17 protein-coding genes are annotated in these 17,783 nt (G+C 56.1%); 8 read left to right on the top strand and 9 right to left on the bottom strand.

Features of this window, described 5'->3' with window-relative positions; all coding sequences use genetic code 11:
• Positions 1-11 precede the first annotated feature (11 nt).
• On the top strand, positions 12-824 hold the full coding sequence (locus IF205_RS18550; protein ID WP_259780843.1) for a substrate-binding periplasmic protein: 813 nt from the start codon (positions 12-14) through the stop codon (positions 822-824).
• 72 nt (positions 825-896) lie between these two features.
• On the opposite strand, the gene hisN is transcribed toward IF205_RS18550, so the two are convergent.
• Both hisN and IF205_RS18540 read right to left on the bottom strand, forming a co-directional pair.
• Positions 897-1,679 carry a histidinol-phosphatase gene (hisN, locus tag IF205_RS18545; protein WP_259780842.1) on the bottom strand — a complete coding sequence of 261 codons (783 nt, stop codon included), beginning with the start codon at positions 1,677-1,679 and terminating at the stop codon, positions 897-899.
• 90 nt (positions 1,680-1,769) lie between these two features.
• Positions 1,770-2,318: a c-type cytochrome gene (locus IF205_RS18540; RefSeq protein ID WP_259780841.1), complete on the bottom strand. Its 549-nt coding sequence runs from the start codon at positions 2,316-2,318 to the stop codon at positions 1,770-1,772.
• A gap of 181 nt (positions 2,319-2,499) precedes the next feature.
• On the opposite strand from IF205_RS18540, the gene IF205_RS18535 reads away from it, so the two are divergent.
• Positions 2,500-3,231, top strand: coding sequence for a 3-deoxy-manno-octulosonate cytidylyltransferase (locus tag IF205_RS18535; RefSeq protein WP_259780840.1), 732 nt, complete (start codon positions 2,500-2,502; stop codon positions 3,229-3,231).
• Positions 3,232-3,253: 22 nt separating this feature from the next.
• Here IF205_RS18535 and IF205_RS18530 read toward each other — a convergent pair whose 3' ends face one another.
• Together IF205_RS18530 and IF205_RS18525 are read right to left on the bottom strand one after the other, a co-directional pair.
• Positions 3,254-3,712, bottom strand: coding sequence for a bacteriohemerythrin (locus IF205_RS18530; RefSeq protein ID WP_259780839.1), 459 nt, complete (start codon positions 3,710-3,712; stop codon positions 3,254-3,256).
• A gap of 163 nt (positions 3,713-3,875) precedes the next feature.
• Positions 3,876-4,376, bottom strand: a complete 501-nt coding sequence (locus IF205_RS18525) for an acyloxyacyl hydrolase (protein ID WP_259780838.1) — start codon at positions 4,374-4,376, stop codon at positions 3,876-3,878.
• 362 nt (positions 4,377-4,738) lie between these two features.
• Between IF205_RS18525 and rpmB the strand changes: the two genes are divergently transcribed.
• Positions 4,739-5,032, top strand: coding sequence for a 50S ribosomal protein L28 (gene rpmB / locus IF205_RS18520; RefSeq protein WP_259780837.1), 294 nt, complete (start codon positions 4,739-4,741; stop codon positions 5,030-5,032).
• A gap of 86 nt (positions 5,033-5,118) precedes the next feature.
• Here rpmB and IF205_RS18515 read toward each other — a convergent pair whose 3' ends face one another.
• From IF205_RS18515 to IF205_RS18505, 3 genes are all read right to left on the bottom strand, one after another.
• Positions 5,119-7,311 (bottom strand): ATP-binding protein, encoded by a 2,193-nt coding sequence (locus IF205_RS18515; RefSeq protein WP_259780836.1) that lies wholly within the window; start codon positions 7,309-7,311, stop codon positions 5,119-5,121.
• A gap of 189 nt (positions 7,312-7,500) precedes the next feature.
• Positions 7,501-8,637, bottom strand: coding sequence for a tRNA epoxyqueuosine(34) reductase QueG (gene queG / locus IF205_RS18510; RefSeq protein WP_259780835.1), 1,137 nt, complete (start codon positions 8,635-8,637; stop codon positions 7,501-7,503).
• Positions 8,638-8,876: 239 nt separating this feature from the next.
• Positions 8,877-9,662, bottom strand: coding sequence for a MipA/OmpV family protein (locus tag IF205_RS18505; protein ID WP_259780834.1), 786 nt, complete (start codon positions 9,660-9,662; stop codon positions 8,877-8,879).
• A 154-nt stretch (positions 9,663-9,816) separates the two neighbouring features.
• Between IF205_RS18505 and IF205_RS18500 the strand changes: the two genes are divergently transcribed.
• The 3 genes from IF205_RS18500 to IF205_RS18490 all read left to right on the top strand — a co-directional run bounded on the left by IF205_RS18500 (position 9,817) and on the right by IF205_RS18490 (position 13,062).
• Positions 9,817-10,503: a Crp/Fnr family transcriptional regulator gene (locus IF205_RS18500; protein WP_259780833.1), complete on the top strand. Its 687-nt coding sequence runs from the start codon at positions 9,817-9,819 to the stop codon at positions 10,501-10,503.
• A gap of 3 nt (positions 10,504-10,506) precedes the next feature.
• Positions 10,507-11,946 (top strand): adenylate/guanylate cyclase domain-containing protein, encoded by a 1,440-nt coding sequence (locus tag IF205_RS18495; protein ID WP_259780832.1) that lies wholly within the window; start codon positions 10,507-10,509, stop codon positions 11,944-11,946.
• 312 nt (positions 11,947-12,258) lie between these two features.
• Positions 12,259-13,062, top strand: a complete 804-nt coding sequence (locus IF205_RS18490; protein WP_259780831.1) for a ferredoxin--NADP reductase — start codon at positions 12,259-12,261, stop codon at positions 13,060-13,062.
• A gap of 217 nt (positions 13,063-13,279) precedes the next feature.
• On the opposite strand, the gene IF205_RS18485 is transcribed toward IF205_RS18490, so the two are convergent.
• Positions 13,280-13,813 (bottom strand): hypothetical protein, encoded by a 534-nt coding sequence (locus tag IF205_RS18485; RefSeq protein WP_259780830.1) that lies wholly within the window; start codon positions 13,811-13,813, stop codon positions 13,280-13,282.
• A 98-nt stretch (positions 13,814-13,911) separates the two neighbouring features.
• Positions 13,912-14,571, bottom strand: coding sequence for an ureidoglycolate lyase (locus IF205_RS18480; protein ID WP_259780829.1), 660 nt, complete (start codon positions 14,569-14,571; stop codon positions 13,912-13,914).
• A 546-nt stretch (positions 14,572-15,117) separates the two neighbouring features.
• On the opposite strand from IF205_RS18480, the gene IF205_RS18475 reads away from it, so the two are divergent.
• Both IF205_RS18475 and IF205_RS18470 read left to right on the top strand, forming a co-directional pair.
• Complete coding sequence (locus IF205_RS18475) at positions 15,118-16,236, top strand: hypothetical protein (RefSeq protein ID WP_259780828.1); 1,119 nt, start codon at positions 15,118-15,120, stop codon at positions 16,234-16,236.
• Positions 16,237-16,314: 78 nt separating this feature from the next.
• Entirely contained in the window at positions 16,315-17,682 is a 1,368-nt protein-coding gene (locus IF205_RS18470; protein ID WP_259780827.1) for an IS1182 family transposase, read from the top strand.
• Positions 17,683-17,783: the final 101 nt, after the last annotated feature.

The raw sequence follows: 17,783 nt of genomic DNA, 5'->3' as shown, positions 1-17,783 counted from the left end.
GTAAGCCAGCCATGTCTTGGATGCGCCCCCTGCAATATCTGTCGGCAATCGCTGCCGCCTTGGTATTGTCCATTTCTGTGGCAAGGGCGGAACTGATTTCCGTCGAAATCATCGGCGATAACGATTATATCCCCTATTCCTACGAGGACGACGGACAGGCCCAGGGGATTTATGTGAACATCCTCCGCGAGGCCTTCAAGCGGGTGCGCGGTTTCGATGTAAAAATCCGCATGTTGCCCTGGAAAAGGGGGTTGGCCCTCGTTGCGCGTGGGGACGGTTTCGCGATTTTCCCACCGTATTATTTCCCGGAGCAACGCCCCTATATGCAGCCCTACTCGCAACCAATGTTGCTGGAGCAGGTCTCCATTTTTTGCCGCGACAGCGTGATGGGGCGCCCGCGTTCCAAATGGCCGGATGATTTCTACAATCTGCGGATCGGAAACAACCAGGGGTTTCTGACGCCGGGGCCCGCGTTTTTCGGTGCCGTCAATGCCGGACTGATCCAGTTGAATGAGGTGACGGATACCAACACCGGGCTGCGTATGCTGGTGCATGGTCGTATCGATTGCTTCGTGAATGACCGCCGCGCCATACAGTGGGAATTACAGGCGCTGCAACGATCGGGCAGATATGATCCCGACAAGCATCATATCCAAGAGGCGACAACAGGGGCGGGGCATTGGGCCTATATCGGTTACACCAACAAACAGCCGGAACGTTATCCCTTCAAGGAGGATTTTGTCCGCCAGATGGATGAAATCCTGAAGGATATGCATTCGACCGGCGAGATCGACAGGATTGCCGATCAGTTTTTCGGTTCCTGACAAATACTCCCGACAGATACAAAAAAGGGCCCGTATGGAACAGGCCCTTTCCGTTTGCTTCTCTTCGAGGCTTTACCCGTTGAGCAGGGCCAATGCTTCCTCGTGAATTTCTTTTGTGGCGGCCGCCAGGACTTGCGGCCCGGAATCGAGGGTCAGGGGATTGCCCTGCCAGTCGCTCATGATGCCGCCGGCCCCTTCGACAACGGGAACCAGAGCCATGAAGTCATAGGGCTGAAGCTGTGATTCCAGCACCAGGTCCACATGACCTGCGGCCAGCAGGCCATAGGAATAACAATCCCCGCCGAACCGCGTGATCTTCACGGTGTCTTTCAGTTTCTGGTAGCGTGCGCGCTCTTCGTCGGTCTCCAGCATATCGGTCGTGGTGATATACATCGCGGCATTTTTCAGCCCGCCACAGTCACGCGTCTTCACGGCTTCCCCGTTCAGGGTGGTCGGGTGGCCGATGCCGCCGATCCAGCGTTCCCGGGTGATCGGCTGTTCGATAAGTCCCAGGACAGGTTTCTTTTCCTGTGCGACGGCAATCAGGGTGCCGAATACGGGCATGCCGGTGATAAAGGCTTTGGTGCCGTCGATCGGGTCCAGGACCCAGACATGGTCGGCATCCAGGCGCACCTGACCATGTTCTTCGCCGTAGATTCCATGGTCGGGAAAGGTGGCTTCGATCACTTTACGCATTTCGGCTTCTGCCGTCCGGTCGGCGATCGTCACCGGGCTTTCGTCGGCCTTGTCGATGATCTCCAACGGTTGGCGGAAATAGGACCGGGCGATTGGCGCCGCCGTGTCGGCCAGCTTATGAGCCAGGGCAATAATGTCGTCGCTGACGGGTGTAACCATTGTCGTCTCCCCAAAAAGATAAGGGGCGTGCCATGGTTAATGGCCGCCCCCATTTCTTGATAATTAGGTCGGTATTTTAGGCCGGTAAGCTTAGGGCAGCGGAGCCGGGTTGTCGCTCAACGTACGCAGATAAGCGATGATGTTGGCGCGGTCCTTGTCTTTCTTGAAACCGGCGAAGGTCATTGCCGTGCCTTCGATATAGGCTTTCGGCTTGAACAGGAAGTGGTTCAGCTCTTCGTAGGACCACTCGCCGCCAAAGCTCTTCATGGCGCTGGAATAGCCGCCAAAGCTTTCGTGGCTGCCTTTCGGGCGGTTCACGACGTTCCACAGGTTCGGGCCGACCTTGTTCGGGCCACCCTTGGAACCGTCATGGCAGGCGCCGCATTTCTTAAACAGCTTTGCACCCTTTTCGACATCGGCGCTTGCCAGCATGTCTGCAATCGGCGCGGGGCCGGCAGGTTTCTTCGGCTCATCCGTGGCGGCAGCGCTTGCGCTTTCACCGGTAGCGATCACATAGGCCGGTTCTTCCGGTGTGTGATCAGTGTACAGAATGCGCGACAGCGCACCCGTTACCATCGCCAGCAAAGCTGCGGCGAGAACGGCGGCAGCGATCTTGTTAAACAGCAGCGCGTCTTTCATGTCCCAGGCCCTCGAAATTCGATCCTTCGTCTTGTCGCGTTCGACGCAACAAAAATAGGGCATACTTTACTTGTTGCCCGACTCGCAAAGCGGTATATCCTCTAGTCGCTGTCAAATCAATGCCCGGATGCATCCCGAGGCCGATTTCCTTGATCTATTTTGTGTTTTTTGAGGTGCTAGAGTGAACCCGCTGATCGTGATTCCCGCCCGTATGGCCGCAACGCGTCTACCCAACAAGCCCTTGGCGGACATTCACGGAGAGCCGATGATCGTCCATTGCTGGCGCCGTGCGGTGGAGTGTGAACTGGGGCCGGTCGTCGTTGCTGCGGGGGAACAGGAAATTGTTGATGCGATCACGGCCGTTGGCGGCCAGGCGGTGCTGACCGACCCGAATCACCCTTCCGGGTCGGATCGGGTCTGGGAAGCAGTTCAAAAGGTCGATCCGGACGGCAAGCATGATGTCATCATCAATATCCAGGGCGATCTGCCGACCCTCGATCCAGCCCTGATCGAGGCCTCTGTTGCGCCTTTGGCCGAAGGAGAGGTCGATATTGCCACCCTTGTGGTGGAAATCACCGATGAGGAAGAAAAGGTCGCGCCCAGCGTGGTAAAGGCATTCGTCGGTTTCGAGGATGGCCGCACGGTGGCCCGTGCGCTGACCTTTACCCGGGCGACCGCGCCTTATGGAGAAGGCCCGCTCTATCACCATATCGGTCTTTACACCTATCGCCGGGATGCGCTGGCGCGTTTTGTCGCCCTTCCTCAGGGCGTGTTGGAAAAGCGGGAAAAACTGGAACAGTTGCGTGCCCTGGAAAACGGCATGCGTATTGACGTCAGTCTGGTCGACACCATCCCGCTGGGCGTTGACACGCCGAAAGACCTGGAAAAGGCACGCCGACTTTTACAAGGTTGAGGTTGGGGGGCGTTTGTCCGGCCTATCGGGTCGTCCAGATATCCAGAGACGAAAAACGTTCTGCGGCGTCCCGCGCGATGGCGCTGTGTTCCACGGCAGACTTATACGCCATGTCTTCGATCATGATGTGATTGGTCAGCCAATCTTTCAGATAGTCCAGCAATTCGCGCTGGGTTTCCTCATCACCGGCCTGCCCAAAGGCATGGCGAAGTTCAAGGATGTCCTTGATGAAGTCATGATGTTGGTGGCGGTGGCCCTGAAGCGATGCGTAATGCACTGCGTTTAGCACGGCTTCCTCGCGGCCAAAGTGAACTTCGGTGTAGCGCAGCAATGCGCGAAAGGCCTGTTCGATGACTGCATGCTGGTCGGGCTTGCCGCAGGTCTCGGCCAGCCGGTTGATGATCGCGATCAGCCCTTTGTGGTCATCATCCAACCGGGCCAGCCCGACGCTCATCTCAGGGGTCCATTCAAAAAAACTCATGGCAATCTCCGGTTATGGCAGACATAGCCCATTGGCAGCGTGACCACTATTATCGCTCGAAATCACACTGAATGCATTGATATTTATTAATCGGAGGATCGTAACGGCAGGCACGAAAAAGGGGCCGCAAGGCCCCTTGTGCTAAACTCCCCTGATCGCAGGCCTAGAACAGGTCGCTGATCGGATAGGAATAGTTGACGGTAACCACCTCGGTTCCGGGGTTGTTATCGCTCAGATGGGCGTTGGAGATGTGGAAAATCGACAGGCCCAGACGGGAGCGGTCATCGAAACGGTAGGCCACCTCAAGTTCTGAACGGAATTCGATCGTGTGCCCCAGATTTTTGCCGTCGCCATCGTGATAAAGGCCCGGCGCGAAGGAGGGGGTGACAACAAATCGTTTGCCCAGGAAGATGTCCATGCGTATGCCGCCATAGACATAGGCTGCGGCATCGCTGGTCGCCATGGCGCCAATGAAGGGCTTGAAGACCCACCATTTGGAATTGGAAATATATTCTACGTTAAATTCCGCGGCATCTTCGTTGTCATTGATATCGTAATACCCAATGCCGCCCCGCAGGAAAGCGGGTTCGTCATCAGCACGCGCAACATTGGCGGCAACCAAAACCAAAAGAACCGAAAGAACACTGAGAATCCGGCAACTCACGGAAACTCTCCCCAAAATCTATTATCCCCAAGCAGCAGCGCGGCCATATATGCAACGTCCGGTGCAGGCACTATCTATAGACAACTTCGGTTTGAAGGCAACGACTTAAAGTTGGTGTGACAAAACTGAGGTCGGATTGTGGCGGGATTGCAACAGCCCGATCGACAGAGTTACGGGGTGGCTATCGTCCGAAACAGGCGGAAAACGCGGGTTTTGGGTTGACCGGCCGGGCGGGGTGTCTTACAAGAGCGCGCTTTCGGTCTCAGGGGAACTTGAGGCGAAGGCGATTATAGCGGCCTCAGGGCCGCTGCATCAAGCAAGAAAAGGCGTCAAAAGATGCCGATATTGAAAGGATTTGAGCTATGTCTCGTCGTTGCATGATCACCGGTAAAGGTGTGCAGAGCGGTAATAACGTTTCGCATGCGATCAACAAAACCCGTCGTCGGTTCCTGCCGAACCTTCAGACCACCAGCCTGCAGAGTGACGTGCTGGGCGAGCCCGTGCGCCTGCGCCTCTCAACCCGTGCGCTGCGCACCATCGAAAGCAAAGGCGGCCTTGATGCATTCCTGCTCGGCACGCCGAACCGCAAATTGCCGGAAGAAGCACGCCGCATTAAGCGTCGTATTCAGAAAAGGGCCGCTACGGCCGCTGCGTAACAACGATTACGCTGGAGCATCGAAGCCCGTCGCGTTAGCGGCGGGCTTTTTGATTCCAGGGCATCGGAAAGTGGAGGAGGCTGGCTTCAGGTAGCTTCAGCGCCCCTTTCATTGTTGGTTTCTGCGCGAAGACGCGCCAGGGTATCCCGCAGGATATTGAAATTGACCGGCTTGGAAAGACAGCCCGTCATGCCCGCTGCCAGGTAATTCTTGACGTTATGGTCGGCGACGTCCGCCGTCATTGCAAAGATCGGTGTGTCCGATCCGCCCTTGTTGGGTAGATGCCGGATTTGACGGGTTGCTTCGATTCCATCCAGCTCCGGCATATGTATGTCCATCAGGACCGCGTCAAAATGTGTATTGCGCATTTTCTCCACGGCCTCCGCCCCGTTTGCGGCGATCGTGACAACATCCCCCAGTTTTTCGAGCAACAGCTTCACCATGCGTTGGTTCAGCTCTATGTCATCGACGACGAGTATGGACAGACCACGGGACGCGCGCTCCATCTCTATATTGTTCGCAGCGTTGGCGGGAGGGGCAACCGGAAGCGTGATTTCAAACCAGAATTCGCTGCCCACGCCAACGTCGCTTTGCACGCCGACTTGGCCGCCCATGGCAAGTGCCAGGTTCCGGCAGATCGCCAGTCCCAGGCCGGTGCCGCCAAAGCGGCGCGAGGTTGAGCTGTCGGCCTGGCTGAACCGCTCGAAAATATAGTCGATCTTGTCTTCGGGGACGCCGATCCCGGTGTCCCTGACCGACAGTCTGCAGGATGCCCAGTCTTCAGTTTCATCCAGAATGTCGAGTTTGACCGACACGACGCCATTTTCGGTGAATTTCAAGGCATTGGAAATGTAGTTCACAATGATCTGGCGTATCCGCGTGGGGTCCCCGACGACCCATTGCGAAAATGTCTCGGGCAGAATGACTTCAAGGTGATTGCCCCGGCCCTCTGCGGTAAGGCGCTGGGCATTTGCCACATCCCGGATGCTGCCGATCAGGTCGAAGGGAATTTTCTCCAGTTCCAGGGTACCCGCCTCGATTTTGGAATAATCCATGATGTCCCCGATCAGGGCGAGCAGATGTTCCCCCGCATTGGTGACATTCGTGGCATATTCGCGGTTTTTATCATCCAGATCGCCCATGCGCATCAGTTCGCTATAGCCAAGGATGACATTCAGGGGGGAGCGCAGTTCATGGCTCATGGTGGCCAGGAACTCGCTCTTGGCTTTCGAGCCGGCTTCGGCTTCTTCCTTCGCCTTCATCAGGATGCTTTGCATCTTTCGGCTCTCGGTGACGTCGCGCATGCCGACAATGGCGATCTGGTCACCGTCGTCCTCGACCAGGTTGATGTTGATATCGACCGTGCGCTCACCGTGGTCGCGTGTCAGGGCATGGAAGTCCTTGCCCGTTCCCATGGGACGGATGCCCTGGGATTTACCAAAAAAACTCTTACGCTTGTCTGCATGCGTGTTTCTGAACCGTTCCGGAAGCAGGTCTTCCACCAGCATTTGTTCCAGGGCCGGGCGATCATAACCGAAGAATTCAACGGCGGCGCGGTTTGCCCGGATGATGGCTCCCTCACGATTGACATACAGCATGGGGTCGGGCGACTGATCTATGAGGCTATTGATCTGCTGATAGGCTGTTGCCACGGCCCGGGAGATGCTTGTTATACGCTCGATCAGGTAAACGATGGCGGCGGCACTGGCGATGATCAGAAGGCCGACCGCTGCGCCATATCTCAGGAAGGAAATCGTGTCGTCATAGGCTGCCTGGGCTTGCTGCTCCTGCTCCTCGCTACGGGCCTTGTTCTTTTCCAGCAAAAGCTGGAACGCGGCCTTCGCTGGGGCGTCGTCCACTTTGACTGTCTTGTCCAGGGCTGTCGGGGTGACGTCGTTTCCCATGGCGACCGCCTTGTCGATATTGGCGATATATTCGCCGAATGTTGCGCGGATCGTGGCCAGTGCCGCTTGTTCTTCCTTTGTCGGCAGCAATTGTTCCAGGCGCGCCATTTCATTGTTATAGGAGTTTATGTTGGCCTTCAGGGCAGATAGGTAGCCGGGGTCGCGTCGCAGGACGTAATTTTTGAAATTATGGATAAAGCCGCCGTAACCGACGCTTTCCAACAGGTTGGAGGTCGAGCGGGCGATGGCCTGTGAGTTCCGGTTGTACTCGTTCCAATGCGCCTCCGCGGTCTGGAAACGCCGGATCGCTTCCCCGCCGAAGGATAGAAGGGCGGCGATGCTTAACAGCGCAAGGGCGGCAACTGTAAGCTTCAAAGATCGTTGTATCTTTTCAGACCAGAAAGCTGACACGGTATCGGGGGGCTTCACTCAAGAGTCTCCGCAAATTAACTGCGACTATCTTTACCCCATGAAACGTTTAAATAAAATTAATCGGAAATTGTCTGAAAGCCAGGTGTAGTAACGCTTTTAGTGGTGTCGCGAGGGGGGAATTCAACTTCAGGATTAGGTTCTGTCCCATTCCTGGCGAACGTCCGTATCCGCTTCTTCCTCACAATATTTTTTGCGCAGCGTGGCAAACGCCTCCCCGGGCAATAACCGGTATAACGCCCAGACTGCCATGGCCCGCACAAGGGGGCTCTCGTCGCGCAACATAACTTCGATACGAGGAGCATGACTGGCATCGCCGCTATTGCCAAGGCCGATCAGCACATTGCGCAGGAAACGGTCGCGCCCGGCGCGTTTGATGGGAGAGCCACGGAACAGCGCCCGGAACTCTGCATCGTCGAGGTCCAGGAAATCCGCCAATCGCGGTGCGGTCAACTCGGCACGTGGCCAGAAATCGGCCTCGCGCGCCTGTTTGGCGAATTTGTTCCAGGGGCAGACGGCCAGACAGTCGTCGCAACCGTAAACCCGGTTGCCCATGGGTTCGCGGAATTCCTCCGCGATATGGCCTTTATGTTCGATCGTGAGATAGGAGATGCAGCGGCGCGCATCGAGAGTATAGGGTTTCGGGAAGGCCTTGGTCGGGCAGACGTCCTGGCAGGCAGTGCAACTGCCGCACTGGTCACGGTGAACCGGATCGGTGGCGATTTCAAGGGTGGTAAAGACCTCCCCCAGGAACAGCCAGGAGCCATAGTCCTTTGACACGATGTTGGTATGTTTGCCCTGCCAGCCGAGCCGTGATTGTGCGGCAACCGCCTTTTCCAGCACAGGCGCGGTGTCGACGAAGACCTTCACCTGTACGCCGCTTTCCTCAACCAGCCAGCGCGCCAGGCGTTTGAGGCGCTTTTTGACGAGGTCGTGATAGTCCTTGTTCTGGGCATAGACGGATATATTGGCGCGGTCATGCCTGTGCAGTTTCTCCATCGGGTCGAGGCTGGGTCCGTAGTTGGTGCCCAGCACGATGACCGACCGGACTTCCTCCCACAGGGCCTCGGGGCTTTCCCGCCAGTCGGCGCGGGCCTCCATCCAGTCCATGCCGCCATATTCGTGATTGGCAACGAAATCTCGAAAGCGCGCCTTGTTCCGCTCCGGCGTGGTGACAGGGGCAAAGGCAACGGCGTCGAAACCGATTTCCTTTGCCTTGGCGATAATCCGTTCCTTGATATCGGTTGCGATAGTTTCTGCCTGTCCGCTCACGCTGGCTGCCTTCTTCTGATCCCATCAGAGAAATAGCCGGTCAGCCCGGCCTGTCAACGGATGTTGGGTGGACGTCGAAAAGGGAACCCCCGGCCGGGAGGCGGTGGCCGGGGGTGGAGGTTTTTGAGAGGGGGGGAGGCGGCCGGTCTACTGGGTGGGATATAGTGAGGAGGCCCGGCCGCCTGGATGAGGGATCTGTTACGTGGTTCCGTCCGAAGGGTAACGGGGAGGACGGAACCCTAGAAGCTGTAACTGATACCCACACCGTTCACGAATTGTGTTTCAGATCCTTTGTCCTTGACGATGGGGCTGTCGGCGGCGTCGCCGATCAGGCGGCCAACGCTGGATATGGCAAAGACGTTCCAGTTTTCGTCGAAGCTGTAGGATGCATTGAAGTTGAGGGTGACATCCTTGAAGCCGGCGCCTGCGTCATAGCGCTGATAGCCCGACCGCGACGCCTGGCCGGAATCGACACCGAAATAGCTTTGCATGTATTTTTCACTGGCCCAGGAGGTGGCAACGCCGGTGGACAGGTTGACGCCATTTTCGAAATGCCAGCCGTAACCTGCGGACAATTCCGCAATAGTGCCGTCATGGCCGTCGCCGAGGTCCGTGCGGACCGTCAGATTAGCCATCCAGGGGCCATAGGAATAGTCAATAAAGCCGCCGCCTTCGATGGTCTGGTCGATATCGCCCAGACCGCGCAGGGCGTCGTTATCGCCTTCATCGCGGCCACCGTCGTAACCCAGCATTGGCCCGGCGGTAAAGGCGCTGTCGCCATTTTCCACGGATATGGCGTTCACACGCAGGCCGTCCAAGCCCAGGACGACGGTGTCGGCCCAGTTGACCTCGATGATCGGCATAGGGCCGAAATCATAATCGTCGGACCCTTCATAATCAGGCCCGTAGACGGCCCCTATCCCGAGGGTGAAATCGACCTGGGACCAGTCGCGGGCATAAGATGCCATGGGGAAAGCCGACAGGCCGGTGATCAGGGCCGTTGCCGACAGCAGGAAGCGTTGCATTCATTTACTCCAAGCCAATTCATTCGAACTGGGGGAGGAATACCAGCCCCGGGCGGGGTGGTCTGTGAACCGGTTCACAAATTGAATATGAAACTATCACTTGACCTTTTGGTCTCCCGGCGGCGTTATTTGGCGCATTGGGGTAGGATCAGACATGACCGGGCATATTGGGCTTATAGAGACGTTCGGAATCTTTCGCGGACTTCCGAAAGACGTGATTGGCGAACTGGCCGGGATGGCCGTCACACGGACAATTGGCAAGGACCAGCTTCTGTTTCAAAAAGGGGACGAGGCCGACGGCCTTTATTGCGTACTCTCCGGTAGGGTCCGGATTTCCGTACAGTCGGAAAACGGCAAGGAAATCATCCTGAACATCATGCAGCCGGGGGAGGTCTTTGGCGAGATCGCCCTGATGGACGGCACCGTGCGCAGTGCGGATGCGTCAGGCCAGGAACAGGCTGACCTTCTGTTGATCCGACGTCGTGACTTCATGGCCCTTGTTGATCGTTCCTCTGTGCTGGCGCGGCATATGATTGACCTGCTTTGCCGCCGGATTCGCTGGATCAGTTCCCAGGTGGAGGATACGGCCTTTCTGGCGTTGTCGGCGCGGCTGGCAAAGCGGTTGCTGCTGATGCGTGAGGCCGTGGCGCCGGTTGAGGGGGCAGTGACGATCCGGATTTCCCAAAGTGAAATGGGCCAGATGACTGGCGTATCGCGCGAAGCCGTCAACAAGGTGCTGCAATATTGGCGGCGCGAGGGCTGGATTGACCTGGCAAAGGGGAGGATTTCCCTGCTGGACGAAGATGCCCTGCGGGATGTTGCCGAAACGCCGACGGATTAGACCATGAAACCCCTGAATTTCCTCGCGCGGATTGGAAGCCGCAGCCATTTCAGACCGAATGAGACCACGGCGGCCTTGATTGATGGTGAGGAGATTGCCGGTATAAAACTGGGTGTGGCCGTCCGCATTACTTCCATTATTGCCGTCAATCTGTTTAACCTTGCGACCTTTCTGTACTGGGCAGAACTCAAAGGCTCCGCCCGCGAATTCATTACGAGTCCCGAATTCCTGGAAATGCTCTATGACATGAGCAACACCCTGCCGTTTCTCATCATCGGGTTCATTCATCTGGGGATCGTTTATTTCCGGCCATCCTGGCGTTGGATACTATACCTGACCGTACTGCTGGATGCGATTTTCCTGCCAATGGTCTGGCTGATTCCTTCACCCTTTCAGGACACTGTGGTGCCGCAGGCACTGATCCTGCGGACCTCGCTTTTCAATTACTATTACGTGATGGCGGTTATCGTTGCGCTGACCTATTCGCCCTGGTTGATGATGTGGTTTGGGGCTTGTGTCGTGGTGGTTTGGAATTCTCTGGCGTTCTGGTTGGGTACATTGCCCGGGGCGGTTATTTTCAATGAGGAGAACACGGACCCGGCGATGACAGTGGCGGATATCCTCGCCATCTATCTGGACCCGAATTACGTCGATAGTAGCAAAGCCATCGAACAGACGGTCATTTTTATGATTGCCTCCATCGGTCTGGCGGTGGCTGTGCACCGGTCCCGCAAGCTAGTCTTTCGAAGTGTCGGCGCGGAGGTCCAGAAGAACAACCTGTCCCGTTATTTCTCCCCCAAAGTTGCGGCGCGCCTGACCGAACAGGGGGGTGCGGTCGGACAGGCGCAAAAGCGCAAGGTTGCCATCCTCTTTGCCGATATCGTCGGTTTCACCGGATTGACGGAGGACAAGACACCCGAGGGCGTGCTTGATCTGCTGAGGGATTTTCATGGCCGTATGGAGGCTCACGTCTTTGCCCATGACGGTACCTTGGAAAAATACATCGGCGATGCTTTGCTGGCCACATTCGGCACACCGGAACCGGGGAGCCATGATGCCAGTGATGCCTTGAAATGCGCCATGGCGATGCAGCGGGAACTGCAGGCCTGGAATGCGCAGCGTATTGCCAGCGGTCAGCGTCCGGTCAGGGCCTGTATCGGCATCCATTACGGCGAGGCGGTGATGGGGAATATCGGCCGTGACCGCAATATGGCCTTTGTCGTTGTCGGCGGCAGCGTCAACATTGCCAGCCGCCTGCAGACCATGGGGCGTCATCTTGACGCAGGGCTTGTGATCAGCGAAGCCCTTGCCCGTGAGGTTCTCGCGGAGGCCGTTTTGCCAGCGGATTGCCTGACCGAATTTACTTTGCTTGAGAATCAAAAGCTTCGAGGCATGCAAATGTCTGTTGACTTGCGCTATTTACCTGGGCTTAATAATGGTTGAATATTCAACCAAATACAACAAAGATGCAGTGTGAATTAAAATAATTTACACAAAAACACGTTCAGGTGTTGAAATAGATTGAAAATTAGGCCATATCACACCTTCTGCCGCTGTGAAGACAGCCTTGGCTGCGGCGGTCTGAACGGCCCGGTCTTTTGCGACATTACGCCGCAATCCCAATTGACCTGGCGCAAATAATTCAATTGCCGATCCGAAATAAGATCGGCAAAACCGGACAGAATGTGTCTGTCTTCGTGTTTTGGACGCTGAGAAAATCCGCACGGGCGTGCGAATTCGAATAGGAGCTCTTTCATGCCTTTCGACCAGTTAGACCAGATCGAACTGCCGAAATCCGTCACCGGGGAAACCGTGCTGGATGTGAAGCATTGGACAGACAGCCTGTTCTCCTTCCAGATCACGCGTCCGGCAAGCTTCCGTTTCCGGTCCGGCGAATTTGTCATGATCGGCCTGATGGTCGATGGCAAGCCGCTGTTGCGGGCCTATTCGGTCGCCAGCCCCGCCTGGGATGACAAGCTGGAGTTTTTCTCCATCAAGGTTCAGGACGGTCCGCTGACCTCGCGTCTGCAGAACATCAAGCCGGGTGATATGGTGCTGCTTGGTAAGAAGCCCACCGGTACGCTGGTGCTGGATGCACTGCTGCCGGGCAAGCGGCTGTATATGTTCTCCACCGGCACGGGCATTGCGCCTTTCGCCAGTGTTATCCGCGACCCGGAAACCTATGAACGCTATGACGAAGTTATCCTGACCCATACCTGCCGCACGGTCGCCGAACTGGAATACGGCAATCAGCTCGTCAAGGATCTGGTGGAAGACCCGCTGGTCGGTGAGATGGTCGAAGGAAAGCTGCGCCATTACACCAGTGTGACGCGCGAAGACTTCCCGCGCATGGGCCGTATCACCAATCTGATTGAAAGCGGCAAGCTGTTTGAAGACCTGGGCGTGCCGAAACTGAACCCGGAAGAAGACCGGGTCATGATCTGCGGCTCCATGGATATGCTCAAGGACACCAAGGAACTGACCGAAAGCTTCGGCCTGACCGAAGGCTCCAATGCGGCTCCCGGCCAGTTCGTGGTGGAAAGAGCCTTCGTCGGTTAATCCCGGACGGCATCTCAGAATTGCGAAAGGCGGCCTTCGGGCTGCCTTTTCTTTTGGGCGTGGACTGTAATTTTCGTCATGGCCGGACTTGATCCGGCCACCCGCGAGGGCAGTGTCGTTTCCGGTTTTCCCCGTTAACTTGGAAGCCCCCGTGGGTACGCGGGTCAAGCCCGCGCATGACGGGGGAGGAGGTTGATTAGCGGGACGTGTGCTCCGATCATTGCTGCGGTGCGGGTTGCATCCAGCCCGTATGACGGTTGATCAGATAGCGCTGTACCAGCGAACCGTCCTTGGTCACGACTTCCGCAGACATGACATCGTCGCTGACTTCTTTGATCTTGCCCAGCTTGAGGTTGGGATTGCCGTTCCAGTAGAGCTGGTATTCCATCATGCGGCGGACGTCTTCGGTCTGGATGTTGCGGTCCATCATGGTCTGGCCGCCCATCATGCCTTGCCCCATCATCCCGGGGCCCATACCCTGACCGCCCATCATGCCGCGCCCCATCATCGGGTTCATGCCGTAGCCCTGGCCCATGCCGTAGCCCATGCCGCCGTTCATCATGCCTTGTCCCATCATACCTTGTCCCATCATTCCGGGACCCATGCCATAACCCGGCCCCATCTGCCCGCCCTGATAGCCGCCGCAGGGCGTGGTGCCGCCGCCCATGCCATGGGCCGATGCGGTTGTGACGACGCCGGTGGTGAGCGCAACCGCCAGTCCGGTGGCAATAAACATATTTTTGAAAGTCATGATCAGGCTCCTTCGCGCCAGGCGATAATGAATGAATCTCTATCGCCATTCTGACGCGCGGGGAGCCGGGCGCATTAATCTGTATCAAGCCTGCCGGATTAGGAACGGCACAGGGGCACCGATAGATAGACGCCGAATTCCGCGCCGATGTCGCAGCTGACGCGGGCGTGGACGCGGCCCTGGCGGTCCAGGAAACGCTGGTTGTCTTCTGCCGGGAAGATGCCCTCATGCCAGATGTTGGGATGGATATAGAGGCCCTTCGCGCCGTCGCACCACAACGCGATGACCTTCTCCGGCGTCAGGTTGTCGCCGGGCAGGGCCACGGGCACGACGAAGGGCTTTTTGTCCAGCGGGAAGAAAAGCTGTCCGCCGTCCGGGTGGTAATTCATATGCCAGAGCAGCACCTTGTCGCGCGGTCCGGTGGCCGCCTCGGCGCTTGCCTGCTGCGGGTCCTGGGACCAGCCCAGTACATAATGGCCCTTCACCGCCTCGTTGGAGCCATAGAGCACGTCACCCTTCCAATTGCCGTGGAAGATGCCCTCCACATAGCCCGCCTCGTCGCCCGTGCCCGCATCCACCTTGCGCCAGCCTTGCGCCGGCCATTGCACGATCTCGATCTCGAAAGCATCGGGATCGTCCACCAGACAGCCATAGCCCTTCACCGTCTCCTCGGTGGCGACCACCAGGGGCACCTCATGCAGCGGCAGGGACGGTTTTTCGGCGGCGTCGAAAATATATTGGGGCGCTTGTGCATCCATGGGCGGGCCTCGTCAGCGGCGGTGAAACTCAATCAGCGCACTGTCCGTCAACGGGCGGAGGGAGGCAAATTTATATTGCTGTGGGATCTATAAGGAAAAGTGATGATCCCACTTCAAGCGTGTAGTTGGCATTTTGATTTTAGTTTGAGGGTGGGGAGCGGACCTAAAGGCAAGATGGATAGCTGATCGCGAAAGATGCCTCCGGGTTTCCAGTCATTTTTCTGAAGATTGAATTTTTTTCTTGCTCGCTATTTTAGCGCGCCTATATGCATAAGAAAGTACTGAAGTTTAAGTCGTATGTTTCTTAATAGATTAAATTTCCAACGAGGTAATTGAATGGACCTTCAGAGTCAGTCGGAGTTCGTTGAAAGCGAACTACAAACATTAGAAAGGCTCCTTACTTACATAGAATCGCATAAGCTATGCATGTTGAGGTTACCGAATGACGCCTGGCGGAGAGTTTTACTGTCGCATTCTGGAAGTATAGCGTTTTCATGGGCGACAGATCATTCCGTCTTAGGCGGCTTTGAGCAAAAATCTCTATGTATGACTTTCGGTGACGTGGATGGAAAACCTAAAATTTTCTTAGGTATTATTAACTCGCACAGAGCAGTCACCACCGTACAGTCGAGAATCAAGCTTATTCATAGTCTTGAAATTCAGCCAGACGACTTGGATACACTGCTTTCGATAGTCAAATCCGAGAACTTACCAAGATTATTCGATCTGCAAAAAAGACCTTGGGGTTTTGCGTTCATATTGCATACAGATTTGGCAAAGATTGTTCTCACCACTCTTTACAGAATTGATGAGAACAGACCAGTTATCGAAAAAATTGTACGAAAACTTCTACATAACGACGTTTTTCACGACGCATATTCTCTGCAAGTTGATGCTGTCAATACTGCGCTTACAGCCTTTGGGTTTGACAAAAACGATCCTGCTGAGCGCATCCACATTAGTGAGAAATTTGAAGGTGATCACCCACTTCATTTGTATGAAGACATGGTTGTTGTTGATGATAGTCGGAGATTTCTCGATTATGATTTCATCAGTAGTTCCAATACTGGAATCGCCAGCTTCCAGAAGGGGAATAGCCGCCTCGATATAATATTGGGGAATAAACAGCCTTTAGAGAAGCTGTTTGGAGTCGACTTAATCTACCATAACCACACCAACGGTAATACTGTAATGGTGCAGTATAAAATGATGGAAAAGGTGAAGGGCGACAAGGACACAATCTACAGGCAAGATGCGCAGTTACTTGATGAAATCGCTCGCATGGAGCGTTTTGCGGAAACTCATGATACTAGCCACGACGAATATAGACTGAACCCTGCTCATTTTTACCTGAAATTCGTTCCTCGAGACGGAGCTCTGACCGAGCAAACGTTTTTGATGCCAATAGAGCACTACATGAAGTGGAAAGACTGTGATGCTGCATTAGGCGAACGAGGTGGGGTAAGAATTAGCTACAAGGCATTGAACGGCAATTATATGCGACCGCGCGCTTTCTATGAACTGGTGCGTTCGGGTTATATAGGTTCGACGCATGAAACGACGGAACACCTGTGCGCATTAGTGGATGGAACACTTAGTAAGGGGAATGCTTTTGTAGTTGCGGTCGAGCGTCACATCAAGAAGGCAAAAAAAGAAAACTTGTAGAAAAAGGCGGCCAATCGGCCGCCTCAGACTGCTGACAAAGGTCTCGCGCAAGCGGGGCCTTTGTGATTCTATTGTCTTATGTTGAAGAAGCCCCAGCCTGAACAGGGCCGACTTGAGATGGTGACATTGGAGGGTCTGGTGCCTGCGGATCACCTGCTTCGCAAGATCGATGCGGTGATCGACTTTTCGTTTATCCACGACCGGGTGGCCGGTCTGTATTGCGCGGATAACGGCCGCCCGGCGCTTGCCCCGGTGATGCTGTTCAAGGCGCTGTTCATCGGCTACCTGTTCGGCATCCGCTCGGAGCGGCAGTTGGTGCGGGAGATCGAGGTGAATGTGGCCTATCGCTGGTTTCTGCGCTTGGGCCTCACCGACAAGGTGTTCGATGCCTCGACACTGTCGCAGAACCGCCGCCGCCGCTACCGGGATGTGTCTGTGGCGCAGGATATTTTCGATCACATTGTCGAACAGGCGATTGCCAAGGGTCTTGTGGACGGCACGGTGCTTTATACCGACAGCACCCATCTGAAGGCCAATGCCAACAAGAACAAATGGGACAGCCAAGTGGTCGCCAAGTCCCGGGCCGACTATTGGGACGCGCTGGACCTGGCGGTTGAGGAGGATCGGGCGGCCCATGCCAAAAAGCCGCTGAAGGCGAAGGAACGCGCGCCCGGGCAAAAGGAGACCAAGGTCAGCCGCACCGACCCGGAAGCCGGTTACATGGTGCGTGAAGGCAAGCCCAAGGGGTTCTTTTATCTGGATCACCGCACGGTGGACGGGCGTTATGGCATCATCACCGATACTCACGCCACCCCGGCCACTGTGCATGACAGTATCCCCTATCTGGACCGGCTCGACCGGCAGCGGGATCGCTTCGGCCTGGATGTCCAGGCGGTCGGGCTGGATGCAGGCTATGCCACGGCGGGCATCGCCAAAGGGCTGGAAGACAGGGATATCCTCGGTGTAACCGGCTATCGCCGTCCGAACCACCGGGCAGGCATGCTGCGCAAGCGCGACTATCATTACGACCGGCAGTCAGACGGCTACCGCTGTCCGCAGGGCCAGCTCCTGAATTATGCCACCACCGACCGCAACGGCTATCGCCATTACAAAAGCGACCCGAAGGTCTGCGCCACCTGCCCGCTGCTTGCCTCCTGCACCGGCAGCGCCAAACACACCAAAACCGTCACCCGCCATGTCTGGCAGGACGCCCGGGAGCGCACGGACGCCCACCGTCTCACCGACTGGGGCAAAAGGCTCTATAAAAGACGCAAGGAAACTGTAGAACGCTCCTTTGCCGACGCAAAGCAGCTCTTCGGACACCGATACGCCCGCTTCCGCGGCCTCATCGCCGTCAAAACGCAATGCCTGCTCGCCGCCGCCGCCCAAAACATCAAGAAAATCGCCCTCGCAATGGTTCCAAAAACCGAAACCAGCCCGATCTGATCGAAAGGGGACTTCTCACTCTCCCTCAATAACAACCGGCAAACATCCAAAACTAAACCCCGCCGAATATCGACGGGGTTTGTCAACGGTCTGAGGCGGCC

Origin of the sequence: Aestuariispira ectoiniformans (assembly GCF_025136295.1) — a bacterium.
In the GTDB taxonomy this organism is placed as follows: domain Bacteria; phylum Pseudomonadota; class Alphaproteobacteria; order UBA8366; family Aestuariispiraceae; genus Aestuariispira_A; species Aestuariispira_A ectoiniformans.
The sequence above is the reverse complement of the archived record's forward strand: the minus strand, read 5'-3'. Positions and strand labels throughout refer to the sequence as shown.